The following is a 17,629-nucleotide window of genomic DNA, read 5'->3' as shown; positions in this document are numbered from 1 at the left end:
CCTCAGGCGGCCGAAGGGGCGCGTCGGCCCAGCGCGGCTTCCCGGGCGGCGCGCAACTCCGCGAAATCCCGGTCCGCATGGTAGGAGGACCGGGTCAGCGGCGTGGCCGAGACCAGCAGGAACCCCTTGGCCCGCGCCATGCGGGCATAATCCTCGAACTCCGTGGGCTCAACGAAGCGGTCCACCGCGGCATGCTTCACGGTCGGCTGGAGATATTGGCCGATGGTGAGGAAATCGATCTCGGCCGAGCGCATGTCGTCCATTACCTGCAGCACCTCGGAGCGGGATTCGCCCAGGCCCACCATGACGCCGGACTTGGTGAAGATGCCGGGATCCAGCCGCTTCACCTGATCCAGCAGGCGCAGGGAGTGGTAATAACGCGCGCCCGGGCGGATGGACGGGTAGAGGCGCGGCACGGTCTCGAGATTGTGGTTGAACACATCCGGCCGCGCCGCGACCACCACCTCCAGCGCCCCCTCCTTGCGGAGGAAATCCGGGGTGAGGATCTCGATGGTGGTGCCGGGGGCGTCCTGGCGGATGGCGGCGATGGTGCGGGCGAAATGCTCCGCCCCCCCATCCCGCAGGTCGTCCCGGTCCACCGAGGTGATGACCACATGGCGCAGGCCGAGCTTGGCCACGGCATCGGCCACCCGGCGCGGCTCATCCGCATCCAGGGCGTGGGGCATACCGGTGGTGATGTTGCAGAAGGAGCAGGCCCGCGTGCAGATCCCGCCCATGATCATCATGGTCGCGTGGCGCTGGGACCAGCATTCCCCGATATTGGGGCAGGCCGCTTCCTCGCAGACCGTCACGAGCTTGTTGTCCCGCATGAGATTGCGGGTCTCGTGATAGGTCGGGTGGTTCGGGGCCTTGACCCGGATCCAGTCCGGCTTGCGCTTGATGGGGTTGTCCGGCCGGTTCGCCTTCTCCGGATGACGGAGCGGCGTGGCCGCGGTGCTGGGCACGATCCGGGCGATATGGTCGGGCAGACCGGCCGGCACCTCGGCCGAGGGTGCGGCGGCAGGAGGCGCGGAGGCAGCCTGGGCGCCGCCTGCGCGGTGATCCACCAGGATTCGGGTGGCCATGGGCTTCTTCCTTCGGCCGCGCCCCGCTTCAGGGCGGCGCGGCGACAGGGGTGGTGCGGGTCTTGCCCCTAGATGTGGATGACCCGGCCGAATGCATCAAGCACGGCCTCGTGCATCGTCTCGGAGACGGTGGGATGCGGGAAGACCGTGTGCATCAGCTCGGCCTCGGTGGTCTCCAGCGTCCGGGCGACGGTGTAGCCCTGGATCATCTCCGTCACCTCGGGACCGACCATATGGGCGCCCAGCAACTCCCCGGTCTTCGCATCGAACACCGTCTTCACCAGCCCCTCGGGCTCGCCGAGGGCGATGGCCTTGCCGTTGCCGATGAAGGGGAAGCGGCCGACGCGGACCTCGTGGCCCGCCTCCTTCGCCTTGGCCTCGGTCAGGCCGACGCTGGCCACCTGCGGGCGGCAATAGGTGCAGCCCGGGATGTTCAGCGCCTCCAGCGGATGCGGGTCCAGTCCTGCGATATGCTCCACGCAGATGATCGCCTCATGCGACGCCTTGTGGGCGAGCCAGGGCGCGCCGGCCACGTCGCCGATGGCGTAGAGCCCGGGCTCGCCGGTGCGGCACATCTCGTCGATGACGATATGGGTCCGCTCGACCTTCACCTTGGTGCTCTCCAGGCCGAGATCCTCGACATTGCCGACGATGCCCACCGCCGAGATCAGCCGGTCCGCGGTGATCTCCTGGGTCTTGCCGCCGGCCTCGACCGTCACCGTCACGCTGTCCGCGTTCTTCTTCACCGTGCCGATCTTGGCCGAGGTGAGGAGGTTCATCTTCTGCTTCGCGAAGGACTTCTGCACGAAGGCGCTGATCTCCGCGTCCTCCACAGGCAGGATGCGGTCCATCACCTCGATGAGCGTCACCTGGGCGCCCATATTCAGGTAGAAGCTGGCGAACTCGCTGCCGATGGCGCCCGACCCGATCACGATCAGCGACTTCGGCATGGCATCCGGCACCAGCGCCTCGCGATAGGACCAGATCAGCTTCCCATCCGGCTCCATCCCCGGCAGCACGCGAGCGCGGGCGCCGGTGGCGAGGATGATGTTCTTGGCCTGGAGCTCCGCCACCGCCTTTCCGTCCTTGAGGACGGAGAGCTTGCCCTGCCCGGCCAGCTTCGCGTGACCGTCATAGACGGTGACCTTGTTCTTCTTCATCAGCCCCTTCACGCCGGAAGAGAGCTGGCCCGCCACGGCGCGGGAGCGCTTCACCACCTTCTGGAAATCGAAGCGGATATTGTCCGCCGCGAAGCCATAGGCATCGAGGCTGTGCAGGAGATGGTTGATCTCGCTGGCCCGCAGCAGCGCCTTGGTGGGGATGCAGCCCCAGTTCAGGCAGATGCCCCCGAGGTTTTCGCGCTCCACCAGCGCGACCTTCATCTTGAGCTGCGAAGCCCGGATCGCGGCCACATAGCCGCCGGGCCCGCCGCCCACCACCACCAGGTCGAACTGATCGGCCATGCCGGCCTCCTCCGTCGCGGCGCGGGGCGCCGCATGATGTTGCCTCGGCGCGGCCGGTGGGCCGCCAGCCGCTCGCCCTCGCTCAGGCCGCGAGGCGCCGCAGCGCCTCGCCGCTCAGGCGCTGGTTGATCCATTGGTTGCCGGACTGGGCCCCGAGGCTCCGGTAGAAGGCGATGGAGGGGTCGTTCCAGTCCAGCACCTGCCAGTCCAGCCGCGTCCAGCCCTCCCGCACGGCCCTCTGGGCCAGGTAGCGGAAGAATGCCGTACCGATGCCCAGGCCGCGGGAAGTCGGCTCCACGAAGATGTCCTCGAGGTAGATGCCCGGCTTGCCCGTGAAGGTGCTGACATTGTTGAACCAGAGCGCCTGGCCCACCACCCGCCCGTCCAGCTCCGCCAGCACCGCGTGCAGCAGCGGCTTTTCGCCGAAGAGGAGGGCGCGGAAGTCTTCCACCGTGCCCACCGCCTCATGCAGCAGCTTCTCGTAATCCGCCAGCTCGCGGACCAGGCGCACCACCTCCGGCAGGTCGGCCGGGGTGGCGTCGCGCAGTGTGAACGGGGCGGCGTCCGTCACGGGCTGGGCCTCAGAGCATCAGGCTCAGCGGGTCCTCGACGATCGACTTGAAGGTCGAAACCCATTCCGCCGCCAGGGCGCCGTCGATCACGCGGTGATCGACCGAGAGGGTCACGGTCATCACCGTCGCGATGGCGATCTGGTCGCCCTTCACCACCGGCCGCTTCTCGCCCGCCGAAACCGCCAGGATGCCGGCCTGGGGCGGGTTGATGATGGCCGAGAACTCCTTCACCCCGAACATGCCCATGTTCGAGATGGAGAAGCCGCCGCCCTGGAACTCCTCGGGCTTCAGCTTCCCGGACTTCGCGCGGGCGGCCAGGTCCTTCATCTCGCTGGAGATGGTGGCCAGGCCCTTCTGGTCGGCCTTGCGGATGATCGGGGTGATCAGCCCGTCGGGGATGGAGACGGCGATGCTGATATCGACATCGTCGTAGATGACCATTCCCTCGTCGGTCCAGGAGGAGTTGGTCTGGGGCAGCTTCCGCAGCGTGGCGGCGGCGGCCTTGATGACGAGGTCGTTCACCGAAAGCTTGTAGGCGCCCGCGCCCTCCTTCGGGGAGCGCGCATTCAGGTCCGCGCGAAGCTTCATCAGCGCATCCAGCTCCACGTCGATGGAGACGTAGAAATGCGGGATGGTCTGCTTCGCCTCGGAAAGGCGGCGGGCGATGACCTTCCGCATGGAGGAATGCGGCACGAGCTTGTGCGGCGCCGTGATCACCGGAGCCGGGGCCTTGGGCGCCGCGGCCGGTGCCGGGGCCGCCGCGGGTTGGGCCGGGGCCGGCTTGGCCTGGGGCGCCGCGGCCGTCTTCGGCGAGGAAGCACCGGAAGACTGGGCCGCCTCGATGTCCGACTTCACGATGCGCCCGTTCGGGCCGGAGCCCTTCACCCCGCCCAGGTCAATGCCGGCCTGCTCCGCCATGCGGCGGGCGAGCGGCGAGGCGAAGATCCGCCCCCCCTGCCCGCCCGGCGATGGTGCCGCGGCCGGAGCCTGCGCCGCGGGCGCCGGTGCGGAAACCGGCTGCTCGGCCGCGCCTGCCACCTTGCCGCCAGAGGCCTGCACGGCCTCAAGCGCCGGGCTGCCCGAGGGTGACGGGGCAGGCCCCTTCTCCCCGGCCGTCGGCGCGCTCCCCGCGCCATCGCCGGAGGGCACGGCCTCGCCCTCATCCACCATGATTCCGATGGGCTGGTTGACCTTCACGCCCTCGGTGCCGTCCGGGACCAGGATCTTGCCGAGGATGCCCTCATCCACGGCCTCGAACTCCATCGTGGCCTTGTCCGTCTCGATCTCGGCGATGACATCGCCGGACTTGACCGTTTCGCCCTCCTTCTTGAGCCAGCGGGCGAGCGTCCCCTCCGTCATGGTCGGGGACAGGGCGGGCATCAGGATGTTGGTGGCCATGGAACCCGCCCCTTACTTGTAGGTGACTTTGCGCACCGCCTCGACCACCTGCGCCACCGTGGGCAGCGCGAGCTTCTCGAGGTTGGCGGCATAGGGCATCGGCACGTCGGCGCCGGCCACGCGCACGGGCGGCGCGTCGAGGTAGTCGAAGGCGCCTTCGATGACCTGCATCGCCACCTCGCCCCCGATATTGGCGAAGGCCCAGCCCTCCTCCAGCGTGACGAGGCGGTTGGTCTTGCGGACCGAGGCGAGCACCGTGTCGATATCCAGCGGGCGGATGGTGCGGAGGTTGATCACCTCGGCCGAGATGCCGGCCTTCTGCAGCTCCTCGGCCGCCTGCATCGCCATGCCCACCATGATGGAATAGGAGACGATGGTGACGTCCGTGCCCTCGCGCTCCACCTTCGCCTTGCCGATCGGCAGGACGAAATCATCCGAAACCGGGCAGTCGAAGGTCTGCCCGTAGAGGATCTCGTTCTCGAGGAAGATGATCGGGTTCGGATCGCGGATGGCGGCCCGCAGCAGGCCCTTCGCATCCGCCGCAGACCAGGGCGCAATCACCTTCAGCCCCGGCACATGCGCGTACCAGGAGGTGTAGTCCTGGCTGTGCTGCGCCGCCACGCGGGCCGCCGCGCCGTTCGGCCCGCGGAAGACGATCGGGCAGCCCAGCTGGCCGCCGGACATGTAGAGCGTCTTCGCCGCCGAGTTGATGATGTGGTCGATGGCCTGCATCGAGAAGTTGAAGGTCATGAACTCGACGATCGGCCTCAGGCCGGTCAGCGCCGCGCCCACCGCCATGCCGGTGAAGCCGTGTTCGGTGATCGGCATGTCGAGCACGCGCTTCGGGCCGAACTCGTCCAGCAGGCCCTGCGAGATCTTGTAGGCGCCCTGGTACTGGGCGACTTCCTCGCCCATCAGGAACACGTCCTTGTCGGCCCGCATCTCCAGCGCCATCGCGTCGCGCAGCGCCTCGCGCACCGTGATGGGCTTGGTCTCGCCCCAGTCCTTTTCCGGCTGGGCCGTGGACTTCGGCTCGGCGGCAACGCCCTCGCGGCGCTCCGCGCCACGGGCGGAAACCGCGCCGTAATCCTCGGCCGTCTTGGCGACCTTGCCGACATCGCCACCATGCTGGGTCGCGTTGGATTCCGGCTGCTGCGGCGTGGCGGCCTTGCCGCCCTGCTCCGCGGCCGGGGTGGAGGCATCGCCGGCCGGCGCCGCGCTGCCATCCCCACCGTCCAGCTCGGCGATGGCGGCATTCACCTGGACGCCCTCGGTCCCCTCGGGGACGAGGAGCTTCGTGATGGTACCCTCATCCACGGCCTCCACTTCCATGGTGGCCTTGTCGGTCTCGATCTCGGCGAGCACGTCGCCGGACTTCACCGTGTCGCCTTCCTTCTTCAGCCAGCGGCTGAGCTTGCCCTCCGTCATCGTCGGAGAGAGGGCGGGCATCAGAATGGTCGCGCCCATGTCAGCGGCTCTCCACCAGAACGTCGGTCCAGAGTTCGGATTCGTCGGGCTCGGGGCTGGACTGCGCGAAATCGGCGCTGTCCTGCACGATAGCCTTCACCTCGTCGTCAACGGCCTTCAGCTCGGCCTCGCTCGTGCCGCCCTCGATCAGCATCTTGCGGACCAGTTCGATGCAGTCGCTCTGGTCGCGCATCTTCTGCACCTCCTCCCGCGTCCGGTACTTCGCGGGGTCGGACATGGAGTGGCCACGATAGCGGTAGGTCTGCATCTCCAGCAGATACGGGCCCTTGCCCTCGCGGCAGTGCGCCACGGCACGCTCGCCGGCGGCCTTCACCGCGAGCACATCCATGCCGTTCACCTGCTCGCCCGGGATGCCCCAGGGCGCACCGTTCTGCGAAAGGTTCTTTGAGGCCGAGGCACGCTCGACCGAGGTGCCCATGCCGTAGCGATTGTTCTCGATGATGAAGACGCAGGGCAGCTTCAGCAGCGCGGCGAGATTGAAGCTTTCATAGACCTGGCCCTGGTTGGAGGCGCCTTCGCCGAAATAGGCCAGCGCGACCTTGCCGTCCTCGCGGTACCAGTTGGCGAAGGCCAGGCCGATCCCGATGGAAACCTGCGCGCCGACGATGCCGTGGCCTCCATAGAAGCCCTTCTCGCGCGAGAACATGTGCATGCTCCCGCCCTTGCCCTTGGAATAGCCGCCGATGCGGCCCGTCAGCTCGGCCATCACGCCGCGGGCTTCCATGCCGCAGGCCAGCATGTGGCCGTGGTCGCGGTAGGAGGTGATGACCTCGTCACCTTCCTCCAGCGTCATCTGCATGCCGACGACGACGGCTTCCTGCCCGATATAGAGGTGGCAGAAGCCGCCGATGAGCCCCATGCCATAGAGCTGGCCCGCCTTCTCCTCGAAGCGGCGGATCAGGAGCATGTCCCGGTAGGCCTTGCCCAGCGTGTCCTGGTTATGGCCGGTGCCTGGGGGGGAGTCCTTGCCGCGTCCGTTGCGGCGCTTCGCCGCGTTATCCGTCCCGAGGGCCATGGGGATGCTCCTGCGTATCAGTGGGCCGAGGGGTGGCCTTGATTTGCCAGATACGGTCGCCCCAGGGGATGAGCAAGTTACAAGACTCGCCTAAGTGCTTGATGTTGCATTGCAACATGGCGATTAACCAATTTACGGTTAACATGCTTGGTGGCGCGCAGCGACGGGCCGGCGCAGGTACCGCCCGCCATCCGACCCGGATGATTTTACCCTTAACGACCGGACACCCCGCCGGCTTCGGCACCCATGAACGAAAACGGCGCGGCGGTCTCCCGCCACGCCGCCTCCGGTACAAAGTCCCTGCGCCCCGCCTCAGAAGAGGCGGCGGTTCGGCGCATAGGGAATGATGATCTCGTCTTTCGCCACGACGTTCAGCAGGGCGCGTGCGCGCTCCTCCAGCATGTCGCGGTCCAGGTGCTCGGCACGCAGGCCGGCCACCTTGCGTTCCATGGCGTCACGCTCCGCCTCGGCCTCCGCAAGCACGATGCGTGCTGCGACGATCTCGGCATTGCGCGCGTCGCGGGCCAGCAGCCCGCGAGAGCCATGCGTGGCGTGATGCGCAAAGTAGGCGCACAGGCCAAAGAAAATGACTGGAAGCACCAGGCCCTGCAGCCGGCGCTTCACCCCCCTTAAGAAAGCCAACTGCCCCTCCCCCGAAGAGCGTACGGCCGATCGGAATGATCCCCTGGGAGGGAGTAAAATCGTCGCTGCGCTGCGGCGCAAGGCGTTTCGCGGCTGGGTTGCGGAAATAGCTGTGGACGTTGCGCGCGCGCCGCGCCCGCGGCGCGCGCAGATTAACAACTGATGTCAGCGCCCGCGCGGAAGCACGGTGCGGCCGGCATAACGCGCCGCCGTGCCGAGATTCTGCTCGATGCGGATGAGCTGGTTGTACTTGGCCAGGCGGTCGGAGCGGGAGAGCGAGCCGGTCTTGATCTGCCCGCAGTTGGTGGCCACCGCGAGGTCGGCGATGGTCGCGTCCTCCGATTCGCCGGAGCGGTGGGACATCACCGCCTTGTAGCCGGCGCGATGCGCGGTCTCCACCGCCTCCAGCGTCTCGGTCAGGGTACCGATCTGGTTCACCTTCACCAGGATCGCGTTGCCCACGCCCTTCTCGATGCCCTGGCGCAGCCGCTCGGGGTTGGTGACGAAGAGGTCGTCGCCAACCAGGTTCACCGTCTTGCCCAGGCGATCCGTGAGAAGCTTCCAGCCCTCCCAGTCATCCTCGGACATGCCGTCCTCGATGGAGACGATCGGGTACTTGCCGCAAAGCGCGGCCAGGTAATCCACCATCCCGGCAGAGTCGAGCTTCTTGCCCTCGCCCTCCATGTCGTAGGTGCCGTTCCTGAAGAACTCGGTCGAGGCGCAGTCGAGGGCGAACATGATGTCTTCGCCCACGCGGTGGCCGGCGGCCTCACAGGCCTGGGCGATGAAGTCCAGCGCCTCCTCGGCGCTGTTCAGGTTCGGCGCGAAGCCGCCCTCGTCGCCCACATTGGTGGCGTGGCCGGCGTCATGCAGCTTCTTCTTCAGCGCCTGGAACACCTCGGACCCGATCCGCACGGCATCCGCCATGGTACCGGCGGCCACCGGCATGATCATGAACTCCTGGATGTCGATCGGATTGTCCGCGTGCTGCCCGCCATTGATGATGTTCATCATCGGCACGGGCAGGGTGCGGGCGAAGGTGCCGCCGACATAGCGGTAGAGCGGCAGGCCGTAATGCTCCGCCGCTGCCTTGGAGGTGGCCAGGGAGACGGCGAGCAGCGCATTCGCGCCCAGCCGGCCCTTGTTCGGGGTGCCGTCCAGCTCGATCATCGTCTCGTCGATTTTCACCTGGTCGGTCGCGTCCAGGCCGGAGAGGGCGTCGAAGATCTCGCCCTCCACATTCGCGCAGGCCTTGCGCACGCCCTTGCCGCCGTAACGGGACTTGTCCCCGTCCCGCAGCTCCACGGCCTCATGCGCGCCGGTGGAGGCGCCGGAGGGGACGATGGCGCGGCCGATGGCGCCACTGTCCAGCACCACCTCCACTTCCACGGTCGGGTTGCCGCGGCTGTCCAGAACCTCGCGGGCAACAATGTCGGCGATGGCGCTCATTCGGTGCTCTCTCCCGGCCTTGTCCCGCCACTCCGGGACGGGAAGCGGATAGGGCCGGGCGGGGGTGGCAGGCAAGGGAGGGGCGGAACGATACCCCTCCCCCGCCCCGCTCAGCCGAAGAGCTTGGCGGCGATCCGCGCCACATGCTCGCCCTGGAAGCGGGCGGCGCCCAGGTCGTCCGGGGTGGGCTTCAGGCTGCCATCCCCGCCCGCCACGGTGCTGGCGCCGTAGGGCGTGCCACCCTGAACCTTGGTTACGTCCTGCAGCGGGGCATAGGAGTAGGGCAGGCCCACGATCACCATGCCCAGGTGGTAGAGCACGTTGTTGGTGGCCAGGATCGTGCTCTCCTGCCCGCCATGGAGGCTGGCGGTGGAGGTGAAGGAGGAACCCACCTTCCCGTTGAAGGCGCCCCGTGCCCAGAGCCCGCCGGTCTGGTCCAGGAAGTTCTTCATCTGGGACGCCATGTTCCCGTAGCGGGTGGGCGTGCCGATGATGATGGCGTCGTAGCTCACCAGCTCGTCCACGGTGGCCACCGGGGCAGGCTGGTCCAGCTTGTAATGGGACTTCCGCGCAACCTCCTCCGGAACCAGCTCCGGAACGCGCTTCACATCCGCCGTGGTGCCGGGCACTCCGCGCGCGCCCTCGGCAACTGCATGGGCCATGGTCTCGATATGGCCGTAGCTGGAATAGTAGAGGACAAGAACCTTCGCCATTCGTCACACATCCTTCATGAGCGGCCCGCCGCGGCGGCGGGGTTGCCCGGAGTTATGGCTGGGCAGCCCTGCCGGGCAACGCATGAGGGAAATGACGGTCATTCACCGGAAGCGGGTGACAATCGCGTCAGGCAGCGCCCTTCGAGAGCGAGTCGAAGGCCTTCAGCCGGGCGATCAGGTCCGGCATCTCCCGGATCGGCATCATGTTCGGGCCATCGCTCGGCGCCTTGTCCGGGTCGGGATGGGTTTCGATGAACACCATCGCCACCCCCACCGCCACCGCCGCGCGCGCGAGCACGGGTGCGAATTCCCGCTGCCCGCCGCTGCTGCCGCCCAGCCCCCCGGGCTGCTGCACGGAATGTGTGGCGTCGAACACCACGGGATAGCCCGTGCGGGCCATGATCGGCAGGCCGCGCAGGTCGGAGACAAGGGTGTTGTAGCCGAAGGAGGTCCCGCGGTCGCAGAGCAGGATCTTCTCATTGCCCGTGGAAGCGATCTTCGCGGCCACGTTCACCATGTCCCAGGGTGCCAGGAACTGGCCCTTCTTCACGTTCACCGCCTTGCCCGTCTGGCCCGCGGCCAGCAGCAGGTCGGTCTGGCGGCAAAGAAAGGCCGGGATCTGGAGGCAGTCCACAACCTCGCCCACGGGGGCGCATTGGGCGGCGTCATGCACATCGGTCAGCACGGGCAGGCCGGTGCGTTCCCGCACCTCGGCCAGGATGGAAAGACCCTCCTCCATCCCCACGCCGCGCGCGGCATTCGCGCTGGTGCGGTTGGCCTTGTCGTAGCTGGACTTGAAGACCATGCCGACGCCGGCTTCCTTCGCCATGGCGGCGATCGCCTCGGCGCATTCGAGCGCGTGGGCGCGGGATTCGATCTGGCAGGGGCCGCAGATGAAGGCGAGCGGGAGGTCGTTGCCGACCTCCAGCGTGCCGATCGAGACGCGGCTCATACCAGCCGCGCCTGGCGCACGGCCGCGCCGATGAAGCCGGCGAAGATCGGATGGGGCTCGAAGGGCTTGGACTTCAGCTCCGGATGGTACTGCACGCCCAGGAACCAGGGATGGTCAGGCCGCTCCACGATCTCGGGCAGGACGCCATCGGGCGACATGCCGGAGAAGCGCAGGCCCGTGGCCTCCAGCTTCTCGCGGTAGTTCACGTTCACCTCGTAGCGGTGGCGATGGCGCTCCATGATCTCGGCGCGGCCGCCATAGATCTCGCGCACCAGCGATTCCTCCGCCAGCAGCGAGGGATAGGAACCCAGGCGCATGGTGCCGCCGAGATCGCCGCCCTCGCTGCGCTTCTCGATCATGTTGCCGCGCTTCCACTCGGTCAGCAGGCCGACCACAGGGTCCTCGCAGGGGCCGAACTCCGTGGAGGAGGCACCGGGCATGCCGGCCAGGTTCCGCGCGGCCTCCACCACGGCCATCTGCATGCCGAAGCAGATGCCGAGGAAGGGCACCTTCTGCTCGCGCGCGAACTGCACCGCGCGGATCTTGCCCTCCGAGCCGCGCTCGCCGAAGCCGCCGGGCACGAGAATGCCGTGCACGCCCTCCAGCCGCTTCGTCGCGCCGTCGCCCTCGAAGATGGAGCTGTCCACCCAGTCCAGCTTCACCTTCACATGGTGCGCGATGCCGCCATGGGTCAGCGCCTCGCCCAGCGACTTGTAGGCATCGAGCAGCGACATGTACTTGCCGACGACGGCGATGGTGACCTCGCCCTCGGGCTGCTGCAGCGCGCCGACGATCCGCTGCCAGCGCGAGAGATCCGGCTCGCCATAGACCGACATGTCGAAGTGGCGCAGCACTTCGCGGTCCAGCCCCTCGGCATGGTACTGAAGCGGCACGGCATAGATGCTGGACGCATCCAGCGCCGGGATGACGCTCTCCGGCCGCACATTGCAGAAATTGGCGATCTTGCGCCGCTCGTTCTCGGGGATCGGCCGGTCGCTGCGGCAGAGCAGGATCTGGGGCTGGATCCCCAGGCCCAGCAGCTCCTTCACGGAATGCTGCGTCGGCTTGGTCTTCAGCTCGCCCGCCGAGGCGATCCAGGGCACCAGGGTCAGGTGGACGAAAAGCGAGTTGCGTGGGCCAAGCTCATTGGCAAGCTGCCGCAGCGCCTCAAGGAAGGGCAGGCTCTCGATGTCGCCCACCGTGCCGCCGACCTCCACGAGGCAGAAGTCGTAATCCTCCACCCCCGCGGTGATGCCCGCCTTGATGGCATCGGTGATGTGCGGGATCACCTGCACGGTGCCGCCGAGATATTCGCCGCGCCGCTCCTTCGCGATCACGTCGGAATAGATGCGCCCCGTCGTCCAGGCATCCGCCTGGTTGGCATGCACGCCGGTGAAGCGTTCGTAATGGCCGAGGTCGAGGTCGGTTTCCGCCCCGTCATCGGTCACGAAGACCTCGCCATGCTGATACGGGCTCATCGTGCCCGGATCGACGTTGAGATAGGGGTCCAGCTTCCGCATACGGACCGTGTGGCCGCGCGCCTGCAGGAGCGCCGCAAGGGATGCGGCGGCAATGCCTTTTCCAAGGGAAGAGACCACGCCGCCGGTGATGAATACGTACCGCGTCATGGGAGGCCCTTATAGCGAACGAGGAAACGCCGCGGCCAGAGGCCGCGGACGCAATGAAGCCATGCGCGACACCCGCTTGAAGGGTGCCGCTGCCGATACAGGGAACTAGTTCGTCGGAACCGCGGGCGCCGCCGGGGTGGCGGGCGCGGCCGGAAGCGCCGGCAGGCCGCCCGGCGCGGCCGGAGCCGTGCCGCCGGGGGCAGAGGGCGCCGCCGAATCGAAGATGGAGCGCTGGCGGCCGGTGCCCTGGTTCATCAGCCCGAGCGCAAGGGCCAGGGCGAAGAAGATGGTGGCCAGCACCGCCGTGGCCCGGGTCAGCAGATTCGCCGTGCCCCGCCCCGACATGAAGTTGCCCATGCCCTGGGAGGAGCCGATGCCCAGCCCGCCGCCCTCGCTGCGCTGCAGCAGCACCACCCCGATCAGGGCGGCGGCGACGAAGAAGTGCAGGACGAGGAGGACGGTGGTCATGATGGGCGGCTTCTAGACCCGTAACGGCCCGGGGGGGAAGGTCTTTCCCCGCCGGGGTGGAGAGGTTTCAGGCCGGAACCGCCGCGCCGATGGCCAGGAAATCATCAGCCTTGAGGCTGGCGCCGCCCACCAGGGCCCCGTCCACATTCGGCAGGGCAAGAATCGCCTGCGCGTTGGAGGGCTTCACCGAGCCGCCATAGAGAAGGCGCGTGGTCTCCCCCTGCCCCGGGAAGCGCGCCGCCAGCTCGGCCCTCATCCGGCCATGCATCGCCGTGATATCGGCCTCGGTCGGGGTCCGGCCGGTGCCGATGGCCCAGACCGGCTCATAGGCCACCACGCCCCTGGCACTGGCGAAATCCGGCGGCAGGGAACCGGCCAGCTGCGCCGCGACCACCGCTTCCGCCTCCCCGGCGTCACGCTGCGCCTCGGTTTCGCCCACGCAGACGATCGGGATCAGCCCGGCCTCGATGGCGGCCCGCGCCTTGGCCTGCACCAGCCCATCCGTCTCGCCATGGTCGGCCCGGCGCTCGGAATGCCCCAGGATCACGTAGCCGCAGCCCGCATCGGCCAGCATGGCGGCCGAGACATCGCCGGTATGGGCGCCATTGGCCTCGGCCGAGCAGTCCTGCCCGCCGATGCCCACCGGCTTCCAGCCCATGGAAGCCGCCGCGACATGCAGGTGGAGGAAGGGCGGGCAGAGCAGAAGGTCGGCCCCGGTCACGCGGTCCAGCCCGGCGCGCACGCCCTCGGCCAGGGCCGCGGCCTCGCGCAGCGTGCCGTTCATCTTCCAGTTGCCGGCGATGAGGGGGCGGACTCCGGGGGTCATAGGCTCTCCTGGCGTTACGGCGGGTATCCCTGGCGCGTATCGGTGTGCCGAAGGTTTGGCAACGGGGCGCGGGTGCGCTACGGGCTGCCCCTTCACGCCTTCCCGACAGGGCCATCCGCATGATCTCCGCGTTCCGCCGCCTCGCCGGCACCTGGTTCGCCAAGGGCCTGTTCCTCCTCCTGGTCCTTTCCTTCGCGGTCTGGGGCATCGAGGACGTGGTCCGCAATTTCGGGCGGGACAATGCCGTGGCCCGGGTGGGCGGCCAGCCGATCGAGCTGACCGAGGCGCAGAATGCCGCCCGGCGCGAGACCCAGCGCGTGCAGCGCCAGCTCGGCCCGCGCTTCGAGCCGAACGAAACCTTCCGCCAGGCCGTCGCGCGCCAGGCGGTGGACAACCTGATCGCCAGCCGCGCCCAGACGCAGGAGGCCCGGCGCATGGGCATCGCGGCCTCGGTGGATGCCGTGCGGGGCTACACCTTCGCCATTCCTGCCTTTCATGGCGCGGATGGCCAGTTCAACCCGCTGCTTCTGCAGCAGTTCCTGCGCCAGAACGACCTTTCCGAGGCCGACTTCACCCGGCTGGTGGTGCAGGATCTGGAGCGGCAGCAGCTGATCGGCGCCGTCCGCGCCGGGGCACGGGCGCCGGAGGCGCTGACCCGTCGGCTTCTCGCCTTCGCCAATGAGCGGCGCGTGGCCGAGGTGGCGGAGTTCCCCCTGCTGAACGCCCCTGAGGTGCCCGAGCCGACCGAGGCGCAGCTCACCCGCTTCCACGAGAACAACCCCGCCCTCTTCTCCGCCCCCGAGTACCGGGAGGTCGCGCTGGCGCTGCTCTCGGCCGAGACGCTGATCCCCCGCGTCACGGTCACCGATGCCGAGGTGGAGGCGGGGCTGGAGGCCCAGCGCGAGCGCAGCGGCACGCCGGAGCGGCGCAGCGTGGAGCAGGCGCTGGTCACCTCCCAGGAAGCGGCCGAAGCCATCCGCCAGGCCTGGGCCGGCGGCGCGGAGCTTGCCACCATCCGCGGCCGGGCCGAGGCGGCCGGCGGCACGGCGCTGGAGATGGGCCAGGTCTCCCGCTCCGAGATGCCGGTGGAGAACATCGCCAACGCCGTTTTCGCCCTGCCCGAGGGCGGCGTGACCGCCCCGATCCAGAGCCCCTTCGGCTGGCACGTGATGAAGGTGACCGCCATCCAGCCCGCGGCCGAGAAGCCGATCGAGGAGCTCCGCGCCGAGACCCGCGCGTTCCTGGCGCGCGAGAAGGCCGCCGACCTCTCCTATGAGGAGGCGAACAAGCTGGAGGACGCGCTGGCCGGCGGCGCCACGGTGGAGGAGGCCGCGCAGCGCTTCGGCCTCACCCCCATGCGTGTGACACTCGACCGCCAGGGCAACGCGCCGGATGGCCAGCGCGTGGAGCTGCCCGGCGGCCCCGCCGCCCGAGCCGCCATCCTGGAGGCCGTCTTCGCCAACCCGGCCGGCCAGGGATCGCGTCTGGCGGAGGCCGCTGGCGGCTTCGTGGCGCTGGACGTGACCAACACCACCCCGGCCGCGCTGCGCCCCTTCGACAGCGTGGAGGCCGAGGTGCGCCGGGCCTGGGCGCTGGATGCGCGCCGCCGCGCGCAGGAGGAACGGGCCGCCGCCCTGCTCGCCGCCGTCCAGGGCGGCAAGGACTTCAGCGAGGCCGCACGGGAGGCCGGGGTGGAAGCCGTGCGGATGGGTCCCTCCCTGCGCGACCCGCAGCAGGCGGCCCCGGGCGGCATCCCGCCGGAGCTGCTGCCCGGCCTCTTCGCCGCCAAGCCCGGCGAGGTGACCATGGCCCAGACCTCTGACGGCTATGCGGTCGCCAGGCTCGTGGAGATCCTGCCCGCCGAGGTCGCGGCCGATGCCGAGGGCCTGGCCCGGGTGAAGTCCGAAGTGGAGCAGGCCATGCAGGATGACCTGGAGGCCCAGTTCGCCGCCGCCCTGCGCGCCCGTGCCGACGTGACCATCAACCAGTCCTTGATGGATCAGGTGGCCACCCGATGAACGCCGCCGAGGGTTACGCCGCCTTTGCAGCGGCCCATGCCGCCGGCCGGGGGCAGGTGCTGTTCCGCGAGCGGGTGGCGGATCTCGACACGCCGGTCGGCGCCTTCCTGAAGATCGCCGAAGGGCGGCCGAACACGTTCCTGCTGGAAAGCGTGGAGGGCGGGCAGAGCCGCGGCCGCTACTCCGCCATCGGACTCGGCCCCGATCTCGTCTGGCGCTGCCGCGACGGGCGCGCCGAGATCAACCGCCACGCGCTGACCGCCCCCCACGCCTTCGTGCCGGAGGAAGCCGCGCCGCTCGACAGCCTGCGCGCGCTGATCCAGTCCTGCCGGATGGAGCTGCCCGCCGGACTGCCCCCCTGCGCGGCGGGCCTCTTCGGCTATCTGGGCTATGACATGGTGCGGCAGATGGAGAGGCTGCCCGCAACCAACCCGGATGTGCTGGGCATCCCCGAGGCCATCCTCGGCCGCCCCACCCTCATCGCGGTCTTCGACCATGTGAGGGACATCCTCACCCTTTGCGCCCCGGTCTATGCGGATCGGGGCGAGACGGCGCGCGCGGCCTATGAGGCGGCCCAGGCCCGGCTGGACGAGGCCGAGGCGGCGCTGGACCGCCCGGTGCCCCGCCCCGCGCCGCCCGCCGCCCTGCCCGCCCCCGGCACGCCTTCCTCCAACTTCACGAAGGACGCGTTCATCGGGGTCGTGGACCGAGGGAAGGAGTACATCGCGGCCGGCGACGCCTTCCAGATCGTGCTCAGCCAGCGCTTCCAGGCGCCCTTCGCCCTTCCGCCCTTCGCGCTTTACCGCGCGCTGCGCCGGCTGAACCCGGCGCCCTTCCTGTTCCACTTCGATTTCGGCGGCTTCGCGGCCGTGGGCGCGAGCCCGGAGATCCTGGTGCGGCTGCGGGACGGCACCGTCACGGTCCGCCCCCTGGCCGGCACCCGCCGCCGCGGCGCGACGCCCGAGGAGGATGCCGCGCTCGAGCGCGAGCTGCTGGCCGACCCGAAGGAACGGGCCGAGCACCTGATGCTGCTCGATCTCGGCCGCAACGATGTGGGGCGGGTGGCGGAGATCGGCTCCGTCCGCGTCACCGCCCAGTTCGGGATCGAGCGCTACAGCCAGGTCATGCATATCGGCAGCGAGGTGCAGGGCCGCCTGCGCGCCGGCCTCTCCGCGCTCGACGCCCTGGCGGCCGGCTTCCCCGCCGGCACGCTTTCCGGCGCACCCAAGGTGCGGGCCATGGAGATCATCGAGGAGCTGGAGCCCTCGCGGCGCGGCGTCTATGCCGGGTGCTTCGGCTATTTCGGCGCCGATGGCGGGATGGATACCTGCATCGGCCTGCGCATGGCGCTGGTGAAGGACGGGGTCATGTCCGTCCAGGCCGGGGCCGGGGTGGTGGCCGACAGCGATCCCGAGGCCGAGTACGAGGAAACCCGCCAGAAGGCGCGCGCCCTGTTCCGGGCGGCGGAGGAAGCGGTGCGCTTCGCGGCCGCGGCGCCCCGGCGCGAGGGGGGCTGAAGCCGCTTCCGGGCAGGCCCCGCTTCAGACGGGCGCGTGGAGGACCGTGGCGTCGGTCCGGGCCGGCAGGGAGGAGAGAAAGCTCGCGCCCGCCCACTGGCCCCGCGGCATTTCCGTGTGGGCGGATAGGGGCGCCGCTTCGACCGTGCCAGCCGGCCAGCCATGGGCGACGGCCAGAATCTCCATCAGGATGCCCTCGGCCTCATGGATGCCGTTCTCGGCGGCGTATTCGGCCAGCAGCTTCACCGCGGAGGCGATCTGGCTGCTGGGCTTGGGAGGGGCAGACGCCATGGGAAAGCTCCGGCGCCGGATCATGCCGCGGCGCAGGCTCCGATTAACACATCTCACGCTCTCGTGAGCTGATTTAAATCAGCAGGCAGGGAAAGGGCCCGCAG

16 protein-coding genes are annotated in these 17,629 nt (G+C 69.1%); 2 read left to right on the top strand and 14 right to left on the bottom strand.

Annotated features, from left to right (window positions below; genetic code table 11):
- Nucleotides 1-2: 2 nt before the first annotated feature.
- The 13 genes from lipA to tpiA form a co-directional block, all read right to left on the bottom strand.
- Nucleotides 3-1,085 carry a lipoyl synthase gene (gene lipA / locus J8J14_RS13210; RefSeq protein WP_209379998.1) on the bottom strand — a complete coding sequence of 361 codons (1,083 nt, stop codon included), beginning with the start codon at nucleotides 1,083-1,085 and terminating at the stop codon, nucleotides 3-5.
- 68 nt (nucleotides 1,086-1,153) lie between these two features.
- Nucleotides 1,154-2,548, bottom strand: coding sequence for a dihydrolipoyl dehydrogenase (gene lpdA / locus J8J14_RS13205; protein WP_209379997.1), 1,395 nt, complete (start codon nucleotides 2,546-2,548; stop codon nucleotides 1,154-1,156).
- Between the two features lie 82 nt (nucleotides 2,549-2,630).
- Entirely contained in the window at nucleotides 2,631-3,119 is a 489-nt protein-coding gene (locus tag J8J14_RS13200; protein ID WP_209379996.1) for a GNAT family N-acetyltransferase, read from the bottom strand.
- A gap of 10 nt (nucleotides 3,120-3,129) precedes the next feature.
- On the bottom strand, nucleotides 3,130-4,518 hold the full coding sequence (locus J8J14_RS13195) for a pyruvate dehydrogenase complex dihydrolipoamide acetyltransferase (protein WP_209379995.1): 1,389 nt from the start codon (nucleotides 4,516-4,518) through the stop codon (nucleotides 3,130-3,132).
- A 12-nt stretch (nucleotides 4,519-4,530) separates the two neighbouring features.
- Nucleotides 4,531-5,985 (bottom strand): pyruvate dehydrogenase complex E1 component subunit beta, encoded by a 1,455-nt coding sequence (locus tag J8J14_RS13190; RefSeq protein ID WP_209379994.1) that lies wholly within the window; start codon nucleotides 5,983-5,985, stop codon nucleotides 4,531-4,533.
- 1 nt (nucleotide 5,986) lies between these two features.
- Nucleotides 5,987-7,021 carry a pyruvate dehydrogenase (acetyl-transferring) E1 component subunit alpha gene (gene pdhA, locus J8J14_RS13185; protein ID WP_209379993.1) on the bottom strand — a complete coding sequence of 345 codons (1,035 nt, stop codon included), beginning with the start codon at nucleotides 7,019-7,021 and terminating at the stop codon, nucleotides 5,987-5,989.
- Nucleotides 7,022-7,333: 312 nt separating this feature from the next.
- Nucleotides 7,334-7,645, bottom strand: coding sequence for an FtsB family cell division protein (locus J8J14_RS13180; protein ID WP_342452443.1), 312 nt, complete (start codon nucleotides 7,643-7,645; stop codon nucleotides 7,334-7,336).
- 183 nt (nucleotides 7,646-7,828) lie between these two features.
- Complete coding sequence (gene eno / locus J8J14_RS13175; RefSeq protein ID WP_209379991.1) at nucleotides 7,829-9,112, bottom strand: phosphopyruvate hydratase; 1,284 nt, start codon at nucleotides 9,110-9,112, stop codon at nucleotides 7,829-7,831.
- A 110-nt stretch (nucleotides 9,113-9,222) separates the two neighbouring features.
- Nucleotides 9,223-9,825, bottom strand: coding sequence for an NAD(P)H:quinone oxidoreductase (gene wrbA / locus J8J14_RS13170; protein ID WP_209379990.1), 603 nt, complete (start codon nucleotides 9,823-9,825; stop codon nucleotides 9,223-9,225).
- A gap of 127 nt (nucleotides 9,826-9,952) precedes the next feature.
- Nucleotides 9,953-10,777, bottom strand: coding sequence for a 3-deoxy-8-phosphooctulonate synthase (gene kdsA / locus J8J14_RS13165; protein WP_209379989.1), 825 nt, complete (start codon nucleotides 10,775-10,777; stop codon nucleotides 9,953-9,955).
- A complete protein-coding gene (locus tag J8J14_RS13160; protein WP_209379988.1) occupies nucleotides 10,774-12,405 on the bottom strand; it encodes a CTP synthase in 1,632 nt (543 codons plus the stop codon). Before J8J14_RS13160 ends, kdsA begins: the two co-directional genes overlap by 4 nt.
- A gap of 105 nt (nucleotides 12,406-12,510) precedes the next feature.
- The gene (gene secG, locus J8J14_RS13155) at nucleotides 12,511-12,873 is read right to left on the bottom strand and encodes a preprotein translocase subunit SecG (protein WP_209379987.1); all 363 of its coding nucleotides are present in this window, start codon (nucleotides 12,871-12,873) and stop codon (nucleotides 12,511-12,513) included.
- 67 nt (nucleotides 12,874-12,940) lie between these two features.
- Entirely contained in the window at nucleotides 12,941-13,699 is a 759-nt protein-coding gene (gene tpiA / locus J8J14_RS13150) for a triose-phosphate isomerase (protein WP_209379986.1), read from the bottom strand.
- A 119-nt stretch (nucleotides 13,700-13,818) separates the two neighbouring features.
- Between tpiA and J8J14_RS13145 the strand changes: the two genes are divergently transcribed.
- A complete protein-coding gene (locus J8J14_RS13145) occupies nucleotides 13,819-15,717 on the top strand; it encodes a peptidyl-prolyl cis-trans isomerase (protein ID WP_209379985.1) in 1,899 nt (632 codons plus the stop codon).
- Complete coding sequence (gene trpE, locus J8J14_RS13140) at nucleotides 15,714-17,234, top strand: anthranilate synthase component I (RefSeq protein WP_209379984.1); 1,521 nt, start codon at nucleotides 15,714-15,716, stop codon at nucleotides 17,232-17,234. Before J8J14_RS13145 ends, trpE begins: the two co-directional genes overlap by 4 nt.
- Before the next feature lie 24 nt (nucleotides 17,235-17,258).
- On the opposite strand, the gene J8J14_RS13135 is transcribed toward trpE, so the two are convergent.
- Nucleotides 17,259-17,525 carry a hypothetical protein gene (locus tag J8J14_RS13135; protein ID WP_209379983.1) on the bottom strand — a complete coding sequence of 89 codons (267 nt, stop codon included), beginning with the start codon at nucleotides 17,523-17,525 and terminating at the stop codon, nucleotides 17,259-17,261.
- Nucleotides 17,526-17,629: the final 104 nt, after the last annotated feature.

The organism is Pararoseomonas baculiformis (assembly GCF_017813395.1).
In the GTDB taxonomy this organism is placed as follows: Bacteria; Pseudomonadota; Alphaproteobacteria; order Acetobacterales; family Acetobacteraceae; genus Roseomonas; species Roseomonas baculiformis.
Note: the sequence above shows the minus strand (reverse complement) of the source record. Positions and strands in the feature narration are given on the sequence as shown.

What these genes read in the sequence shown, in the direction of transcription:
- lipA (WP_209379998.1), bottom strand. Translation starts at nt 1,085, where the DNA reads ATGGCCACCCGAATCCTGGTGGATCACCGCGCAGGCGGCGCCCAGGCT.
- lpdA (WP_209379997.1), bottom strand. Translation starts at nt 2,548, where the DNA reads ATGGCCGATCAGTTCGACCTGGTGGTGGTGGGCGGCGGGCCCGGCGGC.
- J8J14_RS13195 (WP_209379995.1), bottom strand. Translation starts at nt 4,518, where the DNA reads ATGGCCACCAACATCCTGATGCCCGCCCTGTCCCCGACCATGACGGAG.
- J8J14_RS13190 (WP_209379994.1), bottom strand. Translation starts at nt 5,985, where the DNA reads ATGGGCGCGACCATTCTGATGCCCGCCCTCTCTCCGACGATGACGGAG.
- pdhA (WP_209379993.1), bottom strand. Translation starts at nt 7,021, where the DNA reads ATGGCCCTCGGGACGGATAACGCGGCGAAGCGCCGCAACGGACGCGGC.
- eno (WP_209379991.1), bottom strand. Translation starts at nt 9,112, where the DNA reads ATGAGCGCCATCGCCGACATTGTTGCCCGCGAGGTTCTGGACAGCCGC.
- wrbA (WP_209379990.1), bottom strand. Translation starts at nt 9,825, where the DNA reads ATGGCGAAGGTTCTTGTCCTCTACTATTCCAGCTACGGCCATATCGAG.
- kdsA (WP_209379989.1), bottom strand. Translation starts at nt 10,777, where the DNA reads ATGAGCCGCGTCTCGATCGGCACGCTGGAGGTCGGCAACGACCTCCCG.
- J8J14_RS13160 (WP_209379988.1), bottom strand. Translation starts at nt 12,405, where the DNA reads ATGACGCGGTACGTATTCATCACCGGCGGCGTGGTCTCTTCCCTTGGA.
- secG (WP_209379987.1), bottom strand. Translation starts at nt 12,873, where the DNA reads ATGACCACCGTCCTCCTCGTCCTGCACTTCTTCGTCGCCGCCGCCCTG.
- tpiA (WP_209379986.1), bottom strand. Translation starts at nt 13,699, where the DNA reads ATGACCCCCGGAGTCCGCCCCCTCATCGCCGGCAACTGGAAGATGAAC.
- J8J14_RS13145 (WP_209379985.1), top strand. Translation starts at nt 13,819, where the DNA reads ATGATCTCCGCGTTCCGCCGCCTCGCCGGCACCTGGTTCGCCAAGGGC.
- trpE (WP_209379984.1), top strand. Translation starts at nt 15,714, where the DNA reads ATGAACGCCGCCGAGGGTTACGCCGCCTTTGCAGCGGCCCATGCCGCC.
- J8J14_RS13135 (WP_209379983.1), bottom strand. Translation starts at nt 17,525, where the DNA reads ATGGCGTCTGCCCCTCCCAAGCCCAGCAGCCAGATCGCCTCCGCGGTG.